Raw genomic sequence first — 12,351 nt, forward strand, 5'->3', positions numbered from 1 at the left:
GCGCACGCGGGGGCCCGCGGGCGCGTTGCTGGGGCCTCACGGCGCGTGCGGGTTCGGCATCCCTGGACGGGCGCTGCGCGGGGTCGTTCGGGCGGGGTGCCGGAGGTTTGGCATCCCTCGACGGTCGTCGCGCCGGGTCACCGGACACAACGCAGGAGATTCTTGCCGTAGCCCGCGCTTCGGTGGCGCGTCGGGCCCGGTCTCGCGCCGAACTCCTGCGTCGTGTCGTCGCGGGCGCGTGAAGGGGGCCCGCGACCACGATTTCGCGGAATCCTGCACGGACGGAAGCCCCTGCCCCGATGTCGGAGGTTCGGGGCAGAGTAGACGCATGAGTCGTATCGGCACGATCTTCAGCCCGTATCCGCACCCGCCCGAGCAACTGCGTGACGCCGCGCGCGCGGCCGAAGATGCCGGGGTCGAAGAATTGTGGTTGTGGGAAGACTGCTTCCGATCCTCGGCATGGGCGGCGGCCGCCGCCGCTCTCGCGGTCACCGACCATCTGCGCATCGGGGTCGGCATTGCGCCCTTCCCGTTGCGCAACGTCGCCGCCTCGGCGATGGAGGTCGCCACCATCGAGCGGATGTTCCCCGGTCGCCTGCTGCCCGGGTTCGGGCACGGCGTACAGGACTGGATGCGACAGATCGGCGCAAAGGCGGCGTCGCCGCTCACGCTGATGCAGGAGCAGCTGCCCGCGCTTCGAGCGCTGCTGGCGGGCGAGACGGTCAGCACCGAGGGGCGTTACGTGAAGCTCCGAGGCGTCACGCTCGACTGGCCGCCCGCCTCGCCGCCGCGGGTGTACGCCGCGGCCGAAGGCCCCAAGACTCTCGCCCTCGGCGGCGCCGTCGCCGACGGAGTCGTGCTCGACAGCCGGCACACCGTCGCCGAGATCGCGGCCGCCGTCGAGACGGTGCAGGCGGCGCGCACCTCCGCGGCACGCGAGGGCCGTGCGGATGTCGTGGCCTACGTCCTCACCGCCTTCGGTCCTGACGCGCACGAACGGGCGATGGCGTCGATGCGCGACCGCCCCGACGCGGCCGACCGCGTGCTGGCGGGCTCGGTGGACGACGTCGCCGAGGGCGTGGCGCGGTTCCAGGCGGCGGGTGTCGACGACGTGGTACTGCTCCCCACCGACGAGGTCGACCTGGCGGCCTTCTACGCCGCCGTCGGCCAGGTCGCCGTGGCCGTGCCGAACGCCGGCGGCGTCTCATGACGAGAGGCGCGGTCTCGCTCGGACTCGCCGGATCGCTCGGCCCCGACGCGATCGCCCGCATCGCCCCGGCGGTGGAGAACGCGGGTTTCCACACGCTGTGGGTCAACGACACCCCCGACGGCGACGCTCTCGCCGCCCTGGCCGCGGCCGCGCGCGTCACCGAGCGCCTCCATCTCGCCACCGGCGTCGTGCCCGTCGACCGCCGACCCGCTGACGTGATCGCCACCGAGGTGGCATCCCTGGGTCTTCCGCTCGACCGGCTGACGCTCGGCGTCGGCTCGGGCGTGGCGAAGGAAGGGGCGCTCGCCCGCGTCCGTCAGGCCATCGAGGTGTTGCATGACGCCGGGATCCCGCGCGTGGTCGTCGGAGCGCTGGGGCCGAAGATGCGGCGCACGGGGGCGGAGCGTGCCGAGGGAGTGCTGCTCAACTGGGTGCCGCCCACCGAGGCGCGCGCCCAGGCCGACGCGGCGCACGCGATCTCACCCGCGGCGCACGTCGCCGTCTATGTGAGAACGGCAATCGTCCCGGCTGCGCGAGAACGCCTCGACGCTGAGACCGCGCGCTACGCGTCGTTCCCGAACTACGCCGCCAACTTCCGACGCATGGGCGTCGATGCCGCCGACACGACCATCCGCGACGTCGATGAATTGGGTGGATCACTGGAGGCTTACACCGCCGCGGCCGACGAGATCGTGCTGCGCGCGGTCGTCCCCGACGACACGGTCGAGGCGTACCTCGACTTCGTCGGTCGGGCGGCGCCATTGCCGGGCTGAGCGTCGACCGCATGAACGCGCGGATCGCGAGACCGTGGCCAGACCGCCTCCTTCGGGTGGGAGACTGACCGGATGCCACGTCGTCGAGGTCTCACCATCCGATCGGTCGCGCGCGGGGTGCTGGCCCTGCTGCTGGTGGGGGCGGGCGCCAGTCACCTCACGTGGGGACGGCGGGGGTATCGCATCGTCGTGCCCGGCTGGGCCACCCGGATGCTGCACACGGACAAGGACGCCATCGTCGTCGCATCCGGAGCTGTCGAGATGCTCCTCGGGACGGCGCTGATTTCACTGCCCCGCGAACGCCGCCGCATCGGTGCGGTCATCGCCGCGTTCTTCGTCGCCGTGTTCCCGGGCAACGTGCACCAGTGGCGCACGGGTCGCTCTGCGCCGGGCCTCAATACCGACCGTGCGCGGTTCATCCGCCTGTTCCTTCAGGTGCCGCTCGTCGCGTGGGCGTGGTGGGCGACGCGCGAGCGCTGACCCCTCGCCGCAGCGGCTGGTCCCTGTTTTGGAGCGGGATTCGCGCTTCGGGGCGTGTTTCGTGCGCCCCGAAAGGCGGAATACGCCCCAATCCGGTGACGAGGTCGCTTGGGCGGTGTGGCTGGTGCGGCGTGGGGCGCGCGTTGTGCGTCGGGGTGGTCGTTGGCCGCCCCGGTGCCCAAAACGTGCCCCGACCGTCACCGCCGCAGCGGCTGGTCCTGTGTGGGGCGGGATTCGCGCATCGGGGCGTGTTTCGTGCGCCCCGAAGGGGGGAGTACGCCCCGCCCCGGTGACGAGGTCCCTCGGGCGGTGCGGCCGGTCCCTGTTTCGGGCGGGATTCGCGCATTGGGGCGGGATTCGCGCTTTGGCGCTTTTCGTGCGCCCCGAAAGGCGGAATACGCCCCAATCCGGTGACGAGGTCGCTGGGGGGTGTGGCTGGTGCGGCGTGGGGCGCGCGTTGTGCGTCGGGGCGGTCGGTGGCCGCCCCGGTGCCCGAAACGTGCCCCGACCGTCATCGCCGCAGCGGTCGGTCCTGTGTGGGCGGGATTTGCGCTTCGGAGCGTGACTCATGCGCCCCGAAGGGCGGAATACGCCCCAGCCCGGTGACGAGGTCCCTCGGGCGGTGCGGCTGGTCCCTGTGTGGGGCGGGATTCGCGCTTCGGGGCGTGTTTCGTGCGCCCCAAAGGGCGGAATACGCCCCAACCCGGTGACGAGGTCCGTGGGGCGGTGCAGCTGGTGCGGCGCGGGACGCGCACTGCGCGTCGGGGCGGTCGGTGGTCGCCCCATAGCCCGCCCCTCGCGCAGCCGCACACCCGACGAGCCGCCCCCGCGACCCGACCCGCGACCCCGACCCGCGCCAGCCGGAGTCCTACGCCGCCTCGCCGAGCTCGAGGATGCCGTTCTCGAAAGCCGCGCGGGCGAGCACCTTGTAGCCGTGCTCGGGGAAGAACACGGTGAGTCGGTCGTCTTCGATCCCCATGACCGTGCCGGTGCCGAACTCGCCGTGCTCGACGACGGAGTCGATCCGGATGCCGCTTTCGTCTGCGTCCGCGGGGCCGTCCACCTCGACCGGACCCGCGGCGCCGCGGTCGCAGCGGTCGCACGCCCCGCACTGCTCGGACGTCTCGACGCCGAAATACTCGAGCAGCGCACGTCGGCGGCAGTGGGTCGTCTCGGCATAGCCGCGCATGATCTCGATGCGCGACGCGCGAATGCGCTGCTCGGCCTCGTCACGCTCGCGGACGGCGCTCACTGCATCGCCCGCCGAGACCTGGTCCTGCACCGAGACGCCCTCGGGGCCGGACACGGCCAGACCGCACGCGATGAGCTGGTTCAGCACGCGACCGATGACGCGGGTCGAGCGGCCGGCCTCTTCGGCGATGTCCTTCGTGCGCAGGGGTGATTTCGCGCGCCGCAGGGCGTCCCAGACGCCGGCGATGTCGGCGCGCTTTGCGTGCCCGCCGGCGAAGAAGGACCGCAGCGAGAAGTCTTCGGCGCGGTAGTGAAGGATCGCCCGGGCGGGTTTCCCGTCGCGCGCCGCGCGGCCGATCTCCTGTGCGTAGGAATCAAGCGACTCGGTGACGTCGGCGTGCACGACCAGGCGCACGTCGCTCTTGTCGACGCCCATGCCGAACGCCGAGGTCGCGACCACGACATCGAGTTCACCCGCGCTCCACGCCGAGTGCACCTCGTCGCGCCGCTTCTGAGCCATCGCGCCGTGGTACGCGGCCGCCCGGAGGCCGAGAGCGGTGAGCTCGTCGGCGTACGCGTCGGTCTCTTTGCGGGTCGCCACGTACAGCAGCGCCGGGCCGCCGGCATCCTGGACATCCGCGATGACGGCGCGACGCTTGTCGTCATCGTGCTCGTGACGGCGGACCGCCATGTGGATCTCGGGACGATCCATGCCGCGTACCTCGAGGTGCGGCTCACGCATGCCCAGACTCGACACGATGTCGTCACGGACGGGGGCGGATGCCGTGGCCGTCAGCGCCAGCACCGGCGGATGCCCGAGCGCCTCGACGGCGTCGCCGATCCGCGCGTATTCGGGTCGGAAGTCGTGGCCCCACGCCGAGACGCAGTGCGCCTCGTCGACGACGACGAGACGCACATCGGCCTTCGCGAGGCGATCGAACACCTCGGCGTTCGCCAGCTGCTCGGGCGCGAGGAACGCGTATACGGCGTCGCCGCTCTCGATCGCGGCCCACGCGGCCTTCTTGGCCGACGCGCTCGTGCGGGAGTTCAGGGCGACGGCGGCGGGAGCATCGGGAGCGGCGTCGATGGAGTCGATCTGGTCGCGCTGCAGTGCCAGCAGCGGTGAGATCACCACGGTCACGCCGCCGAGTTCGCAACCGGAGATCTGGTACACCGCCGACTTCCCCGCGCCGGTGGGGAACACGACGAGCGTGTCGCGTCCGCCGACGACCGCGTCGATCGCTTCGGCCTGCCCCGGCAGCAGGTCGTCCCACCCGAAGACCTCACGGGCGGTGCGGGCGGACTGTTCGAGGGTGGCGGGAGCGTTCACGGATGCCTCATTCCTGGGGGAGCCCCCAGCACATCTCAGACCTCCGACATCGCGCCGGGGGTTGCGGCGATCGGCGACGTGTGATGGACGGCGACCGTCACGAACGGCGTGAGGCGTCGACGCCGAGCCCGCATCGACCGACCGAGTCCGCGCCCGATCGGAGTCGGGACCGCGCGGGTTCGGCGCACCCCCGGACCCGGCGAACGCAGCCTCGCCCGGGACGCGCGTGCGGCGTCGGCCACCGTGCGCCGGCCCGATGCGGGGTTGTGTCCTGCGACGGCCCGCGCGGGAGACCGCGGTGCGGGTCGGACCCCGGATGCCACGGGCGCAGCGACGACGCAAGCGCCGGGCCGATGTCGGAGGGGAGTGCCAGGATGCCGACATGCTCTTCAGCGACATCGAGACCGCCCTCGCGACGGTGACGAACACACGCTCGCGGCTGGCGAAGGTCGACGCTCTCGCCGCGGTGCTGCGGTCCCTCGCGCCCGACGAGATCGTGCCGGCGGTGGGCCTGCTGACGGCGTCGCCGCGTCAGGGTCGTCTCGGTGTCGGCTGGCGCACGTTGTCGAGCCGCGGCGGATCGCACGCCGGCGAGCCCTCGCTGACGGTCGACGACGTCGACGAGGCCTTCTCGCGGCTGACCGGGATCGGCGGTGCGGGGTCGGCGGCGGTCCGCACGGCGCTCCTCGACACGCTGGCCGAGCGGGCGACGGCGGCGGAGTGGCAGCTGCTCATCCGCGTCATGACCGGCGAACTGCGAACGGGTGCGCTGGAGGGGGTGCTCGTCGATGCCGTCGCTCGTGCCTCCGACCGCGACGGTGCCGCGGTGCGGCGCGCCGCGATGCTCTCGGGCGACCTCGGCCAGACGGCGCGTGTGGCCCTGACCGGCACGGTCGACGATCTCGCCGCCGTGGGCCTCATCGTCGGTCGCGGGGTGCAGCCGATGCTCGCCTCCACCGCCACATCGGTCGCCGACGCGCTGGGTGTCGCCGGCCGGGCGTCGGTGGAGTACAAGCTCGACGGGGCCCGCGTGCAGGTGCACCGGCACGGTGACGAGGTGCACGTGTTCACCCGCACGTTGGCCGATGTCACCCACCGGGTGCCCGAGATCGTCGAGGTGGTCCGCGGTCTGCCGGTGGACGACGTCATCCTCGACGGTGAGACGCTGTCGCTCGACGACGACGGGGGTCCGCGTCCCTTCCAAGACACGATGGCGCGCTTCGGTGCCGAGACGGCGCGCGAGATCGCCCTGCGCCCGTGGTTCTTCGACGTCCTGCACATCGACGGGCGCGACCTCGTCGACGAGCCCTTGTCGGCCCGACTCGAAGAACTGGAGAGGATCGCCTCGCCCTGGCGCATCCCGGCGGTGACCACGGACGACGTCGAGACCGCCGATGCGTTCGCGCGCGATGCCCTCGCGGCCGGTCACGAAGGCGTGATGGTCAAAGGCCTCGACGCCCCGTACACGGCTGGTCGGCGCGGCAAGAGCTGGCTCAAGGTCAAGCCCGTGCACACCTTCGACCTCGTCGTGCTCGGCGTCGAACGCGGCTCGGGGCGGCGCTCGGGCTGGCTCTCGAACCTGCACCTCGGGGCGCGAGACCCCGCGGGCCGTTTCGGGCAGCCCGACGGTTTCGTCATGGTGGGCAAGACGTTCAAGGGCCTCACCGACGAGCTCCTGACCTGGCAGACCGCGCACTTCTCCGAGCGCGAGGCAGGGGACATCCCCGGCGGCATCCGCGTCGTGCCCGACACGGTCGTCGAGATCGCGATCGACGGCGTCCAGCGATCAGTGCGATACCCCGGCGGCGTGGCGCTGCGCTTCGCGCGCGTGAAGGCCTACCGTTCCGACAAGACCGCGGCCGAGGCCGACACGATCGACACGCTGCGGTCGCTCCTCCCCGGGGGCGGCGGGTCGGCCGGCTCCGATGAGTCGGGCGAGGGGTGATGCCGCGGGCAGCACGCTGCCGGCAGGCGCCGGGTGGGCGAACAGACCGTCCCGCGACAGATCGCGGGACCGAGAGGACGACGCGATGAGTCTCGCACCCTGGCTCGACGGCGAGCTCGGCTACCGCAGTTTCGGAACACCCGGAGCGCCACGCGCCGTGTTCGTTCTGCGCACCGGCGACGCGGCCACCACCGATCCTGACGCGCGCGTCACCTCCGGACACGACGTGCGCGTGGTCGCCGTGGGGCTCGACGCCCCCGAGCTGGAAGACCCGCCAGTCTTCGGCGGGCAGACTCCCGCCGGTCTCACCGTGGAGGCGTTGCGAGAGCTGGTCGGTCGCGAGGCACCCGGCGCCATCGTCGGACTGGTGGGGGAGCGCTCCGCCGGCCCGATCGCGATCTATCTCGCCGCAGCCCTGGGCCCCGTCGTGGACCGCCTGGCCATCGTGGGCGTGCAGAGCCCGTCCGACCCGCTCAGCCGCGACCTGCGCACGCCTCTCCTCGACCATCTCGACGCCGAGGTGCTGGTCGTCGTCGGGGGCGACGGTCCGGCCGATTCCGGCGATGCCGGGTGGTACGTCGATCGGATGCGCTCGGCCGAGGCCGAGGTCGTGCCCGACGCCGAGATCACCTCGGTCAACGGACACGTGACGCTCACCTCGGTCTGGGAGCGCGTGCTCGTGCACGTCGCCCCCGGTACCGAGCGACGCTGACCGCGGAGACGCCGGCCGTCAGCCTCGCACGATCGCAGCGATCTCCGGCGCGGCGTGGGCACGGCTTCTCGCGCACGTCGCGTCGAGCGACGCTGATCGCCGAGGCCCTCTCCGTCAGCCGCGGACGACCGCCTTGACCTGCACGACATTGGACTCTTCGTCCACCTCGACGTGCTCGGTCTGCGCCTTCAGGAAGTCCGAGAAGCTGCGGAACCCCAACGCCTTCTCGCTGAACGAGGGGTCGAGACGCTTCATCAGGTCTTTCACCGCCGACGCGTGCAGCCACTCTCCGTCGGCGCGCTCGCCCTCCAGCTGCATCGCCCGCTCGAGCAGGTCGACAGCCGGGTCCTTCGAGCGCTTGCGCGCCCGGGGTCGCGAGGGCGGGGAATCCTTCTTGGTCTCGGCCAGGTTCGGGATGCCGGGCAGGGAATCGTACGCATCGAAGCGATCGCAGGCCGCCGCGAGCGACTTCGCGGTGGACCCCGCCACGCCGACGCCCACGACATACCGCCCGAGCCTCTTGCACCGCTGCGCGAGGGGAACGTAGTCGCTGTCGCCGGCGACGATGACCACGTGCGTCAGGTCGGGGAGGCGGAACATGTCCTCAACGGCATCCACGGCCAGGCGGATGTCGGCGCCGTTCTTCACGTAGGCCGCCGCGGGGAAGAGCTGCACGAGGTCGACCGCGCGGGCCACCAACTGCGAGCGGTACTCGGCGTTGACCGGAGCGGACCAGTCGGCGTACGCCCGGGTCAGCACGAGGGTGCCGAACGACGCCGCGTAGTCGATGATCGCGCCCACGTCGATCGTCGCCTTCGTCAGCCGCTCGGTGATCTCGGGGTCGACCGGGCTGTCGGCGATCTTCTGCCGGTCACGCGAATAGGCGTTGCGCCCGTGAACGCGGTCGTACCACGACATCACGATGTTGTCGAAGTCGAGGTAGACGGCGACGCGGGCGGTCTGGGTGTCGGGCATGACTCCAGTCTGACCCGTCCGCCGGGCGCGCAGGAACCCCGCGCCCGGGAAGGCGGAAACACCTCCCGTGCAAGGACCGCGGGGGTTGGTGCTCAGCGCTCGCCGGGGTACACGACGCCGATCTGGCGGCGCACCTCGTCGAGCACGCCCATGATCGCGACGGTCTCGTCGATCGGCAGGATGTCGTTCGCGGCGCCACCGGCCGCGAAGCGCTCGGCGGCGAGCGCCTGGTACTGCATGCCGCGCCCCTCGACCTCGGAGGAGAATTCCTCGAGCACATCGCCCTCGGGCGACACGACGCGGAACGAGGTGGGCGTGTACCAGACGCGGTCGATCTCGATGCGCGCCTCGGTTCCGACGATCTGCGCGGCGTTCGTGCCGGCGCCCCGCGACGACGACACCGTGGTGGAGATCGCGCCGCCCGTGTGCACGAACGTCGTCGCGACCTCGGCGTCGCTCCCGGCATCCGAGAGGCGGGCGAGGGCGGTGATGCGCTCGGGCAGTCCGAGCACGTCGACGGCGAACGAGATGGGGTAGATCCCCAGGTCGAGAAGGGCGCCGCCACCGAGCGCGAGGTCGTTGAGGCGGTGCGCGGGGTCGGTGGGGAGCTTCTGGGTGTGGTCGGCCGAGACGACGCGCACCTCGCCGAGGGTGCCGGCGGCGAGGATCTCGCGGATGCGCACCATGTGCGGCAGGTAGCGCGTCCACATCGCCTCCATGGCGAGCAGGCCCTTCTCGGCGGCGCGGTCGCGGATGATCGTCGCCTCGGTCGCGTTGAGCGTGAAGGGCTTCTCGACGAGCACGTGCTTGCCGTGGTCCAGCGCGAGCAGGGCGTTGTCGACGTGGCCGGGGTGCGGGGTCGCGATGTAGACGATGTCGACGTCGGGGTCGGCCACGAGTTCTTCGTACGAGCCGTGGGCGTTCGCGATGTCGTACTGCGCCGCGAACTCGCGGGCGCTGTCGATGTGGCGGGAGCCCACGGCGGCGACGTGCAGGCCCGCCGTGCGCAGGTCGGAGGTGAAGGCGTGGGCGATGCCGCCCGTCGCGAGGATGCCCCAGTGCAGTCCGGTCATGGCATCCACCGTATCGGCGCTCGAGGGCACCCCGGGTCACGGGTTCACCCGCACGAACGTGTTCGTGGATCGCCGGGTGCACCCCTCTCGCGTCGTCGGCTATCCTCGTGTGACCGGTCACGCAGCAGCGCGCGACCCGCAATGAGGCGGACGATGAGCGACACCGATATCCCGGAGGCGACAGGGCGCGCCCCGAGCATCCGCGATGTCGCCCGAGTGGCGGGGGTGTCGTACCAGACTGTCTCGCGGGTGATCAACAACAGCTCGCAGCTGCGCCCCGAGACGGCGGCGAAGGTGCGTTCGGCGATCGCCGAGCTGAAGTTCGTGCCGAATCAAGCCGCTCGAGCCCTGGCGACCAGTCGATCGCGTCTCATCGGCGTGCTCGGCCCGCGCGTGACGACCCACGGCGTGGCATCCATGGTGCAGGCGATCGAGTCCGCCGCACGCGCCGCGGGTTATCGGCTGACCGTCACGAATCTCGCCACGAGCGACCCCGACGACGTGCGCGCCTCGATCGACCACCTCATGCAGCAGTCGATCGAGGGGCTCATCGCGGTGGCGCCGCAGACCCGTGTGATCCCGATCCTCGAGGAGCTGAAGCTCCCGGTGCCGGTGCAGACCGTGGCATCCACGGGGGTTTCGACCTCGCACAACGATCAGGCGGCGGGGGCGCGTGCCGCCGTGCGTCATCTGATCGAGCTGGGGCACACCCGCATCCTGCACATCGGCGGCCCGCGGGATTGGATCGAGGCCGACCACCGCATGCGGGGCTACCTGGCGGAAATGGATGCCAACGACCTCCCCCCGCGCCCGCCGGTGCTGGGTGACTGGACCGCGCAGTTCGGTTACGAGGCCGGACGCGAGCTGCTGCGCACGGAAGACGTCACGGCGGTCTTCGCCGGGAACGACCATATGGCGCTGGGGTTCATGCATGCCGTTCGGGCCATAGGTCGCTCGGTCCCCGAAGACATCTCGGTGGTCGGCTTCGACGACGTGCCCGAATCGGCTCATCTCTGGCCGCCGCTGACCACCGTGCGGCAGGACTTCATGGGGATCGGCAAGCGCGCCGTAGCCGACCTACTGACCTCGCTCGGCGAGTTCGAGGGCGACGTGCCCGCTGCCGAGCCCGATCACCTGCGTCTGATCGTGCGGTCTTCGACCGCGCCGCCCTCGCGCTGACTTCGTCACGTTTCGGCAACGGCTCGATGTCATTCGCATCGGGACTTGACAGGTCGACCGCCGAGCGGGGTAGCATCACACACACAATGTGAACGGTCACATGACCGGGCCACACGGCCGACGGGACTCGCTGCGGAGCGGATCCGTCGAGACGAAGACGTTTCGAATGACGCGGGTTCACCCGCGCCACCGACCGGCTCTTCGTTTCGCCCCTGAGGCCGTGTGCTCGGAATGACCCGTCAGCAGTGCCTGCGATGGACTCCAGGGGGAGACATCGCGACTAACACCCAATGGAGGGAACCAGAGTGAAGAAGCACAGCATGCTCAAGGCGGTCGCCGGAGCCGGCGTCCTGGCGCTCGGCATCGGTCTCGCGGGTTGCGCGGGCGACCGTACCGGCGGCAACGCGGGTGGCGGCGAAGAAGAGGCGGGCGGCATCATCGGCGTCGCGATGCCGACCCAGCAGTCGGAGCGCTGGATCGCCGACGGCAACAACGTCAAGGCGCAGCTCGAGGAGCTCGGCTACCAGGTCGACCTGCAGTACGCCAACGACGACATCCCCACCCAGGTCTCGCAGATCGAGAACATGATCTCCTCGGGCGCCAACGCCCTGATCATCGCCTCGATCGACGGCACCACCCTCACCGACGTGCTGCAGCAGGCCGCCGACGCCGACATCCCCGTCATCGCGTACGACCGCCTCATCAACGGCACGCCGAACGTGGACTACTACACCACGTTCGACAACTACAAGGTCGGCGTGCAGCAGGCCACGTCGCTGCTCACCGGCCTCGGGGTGCTCGACGCATCGGGCGCCGACACCGGTGCTGCGGGTCCCTTCAACGTCGAGCTGTTCGCCGGTAGCCCCGACGACAACAACGCCACGTTCTTCTGGCAGGGCGCCATCGACACGCTGCAGCCCTACCTCGACAAGGGCACGCTCGTCGTCCCGTCGGGTCAGACCGAGTTCGGTCAGGCCGCGATCCTCCGCTGGCTGCCCGAGACGGCGCAGGAGCGCATGGAGAACATCCTCACCGTCATCGGCTCGACCAAGCTCCAGGGTGTCCTCTCGCCCTACGACGGTCTGTCGATCGGCATCATCTCGGCCCTCACCTCGGGTGGCTACTCCGCCAGCGACCTGCCCGTCGTCACGGGTCAGGACGCCGAGGTCGGCTCGATCAAGTCGATCATCGCCGGTGAGCAGTACTCGACGATCTTCAAGGACACGCGCGAGCTGGCGAAGCAGGCCGTGACCATGGTCGACGACATCCGCAAGGGCGAGACCCCCGAGGTCAACGACGAAGAGACCTACGACAACGGCGAGAAGGTCGTCCCGTCGTACCTCCTCGAGTCGACCATTGTCACGAAGGACAACTACAAGGAGATCCTGATCGACAGCGGTTACTACACCGAGGCCGACCTGGGTTGATCCCGCCGGGAGGGCTCCGGCCCTCCCGCCCCGCCTCCGCCGCGACCCGACCGGGT

11 protein-coding genes are annotated in these 12,351 nt (G+C 71.0%); 8 read left to right on the plus strand and 3 right to left on the minus strand.

The genetic code is table 11. The features are described 5' to 3' along the window. Positions 1-328 precede the first annotated feature (328 nt). The 3 genes from RWP81_RS08235 to RWP81_RS08245 all read left to right on the plus strand — a co-directional run bounded on the left by RWP81_RS08235 (position 329) and on the right by RWP81_RS08245 (position 2,463). Positions 329-1,210, plus strand: a complete 882-nt coding sequence (locus RWP81_RS08235; RefSeq protein ID WP_314454674.1) for an LLM class flavin-dependent oxidoreductase — start codon at positions 329-331, stop codon at positions 1,208-1,210. Further along, positions 1,207-1,983 carry an LLM class flavin-dependent oxidoreductase gene (locus tag RWP81_RS08240; RefSeq protein WP_314454677.1) on the plus strand — a complete coding sequence of 259 codons (777 nt, stop codon included), beginning with the start codon at positions 1,207-1,209 and terminating at the stop codon, positions 1,981-1,983. The genes RWP81_RS08235 and RWP81_RS08240 overlap by 4 nt, the downstream gene beginning before the upstream one ends. Positions 1,984-2,055: 72 nt before the next feature. Beyond that, positions 2,056-2,463: a hypothetical protein gene (locus tag RWP81_RS08245; protein WP_314454680.1), complete on the plus strand. Its 408-nt coding sequence runs from the start codon at positions 2,056-2,058 to the stop codon at positions 2,461-2,463. An 868-nt stretch (positions 2,464-3,331) separates the two neighbouring features. On the opposite strand, the gene RWP81_RS08250 is transcribed toward RWP81_RS08245, so the two are convergent. After that, the gene (locus RWP81_RS08250) at positions 3,332-4,984 is read right to left on the minus strand and encodes a RecQ family ATP-dependent DNA helicase (protein ID WP_314454683.1); all 1,653 of its coding nucleotides are present in this window, start codon (positions 4,982-4,984) and stop codon (positions 3,332-3,334) included. 382 nt (positions 4,985-5,366) lie between these two features. Here RWP81_RS08250 and RWP81_RS08255 point away from each other — a divergent pair, with 382 nt between their 5' ends. Next, positions 5,367-6,929 (plus strand): ATP-dependent DNA ligase, encoded by a 1,563-nt coding sequence (locus tag RWP81_RS08255; RefSeq protein WP_314454686.1) that lies wholly within the window; start codon positions 5,367-5,369, stop codon positions 6,927-6,929. A gap of 85 nt (positions 6,930-7,014) precedes the next feature. Then, positions 7,015-7,641: a hypothetical protein gene (locus tag RWP81_RS08260; protein ID WP_314454689.1), complete on the plus strand. Its 627-nt coding sequence runs from the start codon at positions 7,015-7,017 to the stop codon at positions 7,639-7,641. A gap of 114 nt (positions 7,642-7,755) precedes the next feature. Here the strand turns inward: RWP81_RS08260 and RWP81_RS08265 are convergent, their stop codons facing one another. Next, positions 7,756-8,616: an NYN domain-containing protein gene (locus tag RWP81_RS08265; protein WP_314454691.1), complete on the minus strand. Its 861-nt coding sequence runs from the start codon at positions 8,614-8,616 to the stop codon at positions 7,756-7,758. Between the two features lie 92 nt (positions 8,617-8,708). Beyond that, the gene (locus RWP81_RS08270) at positions 8,709-9,689 is read right to left on the minus strand and encodes a Gfo/Idh/MocA family oxidoreductase (protein ID WP_314454693.1); all 981 of its coding nucleotides are present in this window, start codon (positions 9,687-9,689) and stop codon (positions 8,709-8,711) included. Here RWP81_RS08270 and RWP81_RS08275 point away from each other — a divergent pair. From RWP81_RS08275 to chvE, 3 genes are all read left to right on the plus strand, one after another. After that, positions 9,688-9,834 (plus strand): hypothetical protein, encoded by a 147-nt coding sequence (locus tag RWP81_RS08275; protein WP_314454697.1) that lies wholly within the window; start codon positions 9,688-9,690, stop codon positions 9,832-9,834. The genes RWP81_RS08270 and RWP81_RS08275 overlap by 2 nt on opposite strands. Before the next feature lie 8 nt (positions 9,835-9,842). Next, a complete protein-coding gene (locus RWP81_RS08280; RefSeq protein ID WP_314454699.1) occupies positions 9,843-10,868 on the plus strand; it encodes a LacI family DNA-binding transcriptional regulator in 1,026 nt (341 codons plus the stop codon). Positions 10,869-11,188: 320 nt separating this feature from the next. Further along, the gene (gene chvE / locus RWP81_RS08285; RefSeq protein WP_314454701.1) at positions 11,189-12,295 is read left to right on the plus strand and encodes a multiple monosaccharide ABC transporter substrate-binding protein; all 1,107 of its coding nucleotides are present in this window, start codon (positions 11,189-11,191) and stop codon (positions 12,293-12,295) included. Positions 12,296-12,351 lie beyond the last annotated feature (56 nt).

Source organism: uncultured Microbacterium sp. (assembly GCF_963521695.1).
Classification (GTDB): domain Bacteria; phylum Actinomycetota; class Actinomycetes; order Actinomycetales; family Microbacteriaceae; genus Microbacterium.

Coding starts and splice junctions, on each gene's coding strand:
- RWP81_RS08235 (WP_314454674.1), top strand. CDS start 329: ATGAGTCGTATCGGCACGATCTTCAGCCCGTATCCGCACCCGCCCGAG.
- RWP81_RS08240 (WP_314454677.1), top strand. CDS start 1,207: ATGACGAGAGGCGCGGTCTCGCTCGGACTCGCCGGATCGCTCGGCCCC.
- RWP81_RS08245 (WP_314454680.1), top strand. CDS start 2,056: ATGCCACGTCGTCGAGGTCTCACCATCCGATCGGTCGCGCGCGGGGTG.
- RWP81_RS08255 (WP_314454686.1), top strand. CDS start 5,367: ATGCTCTTCAGCGACATCGAGACCGCCCTCGCGACGGTGACGAACACA.
- RWP81_RS08260 (WP_314454689.1), top strand. CDS start 7,015: ATGAGTCTCGCACCCTGGCTCGACGGCGAGCTCGGCTACCGCAGTTTC.
- RWP81_RS08265 (WP_314454691.1), bottom strand. CDS start 8,616: ATGCCCGACACCCAGACCGCCCGCGTCGCCGTCTACCTCGACTTCGAC.
- RWP81_RS08275 (WP_314454697.1), top strand. CDS start 9,688: ATGGCATCCACCGTATCGGCGCTCGAGGGCACCCCGGGTCACGGGTTC.
- RWP81_RS08270 (WP_314454693.1), bottom strand. CDS start 9,689: ATGACCGGACTGCACTGGGGCATCCTCGCGACGGGCGGCATCGCCCAC.
- RWP81_RS08280 (WP_314454699.1), top strand. CDS start 9,843: ATGAGCGACACCGATATCCCGGAGGCGACAGGGCGCGCCCCGAGCATC.
- chvE (WP_314454701.1), top strand. CDS start 11,189: ATGCTCAAGGCGGTCGCCGGAGCCGGCGTCCTGGCGCTCGGCATCGGT.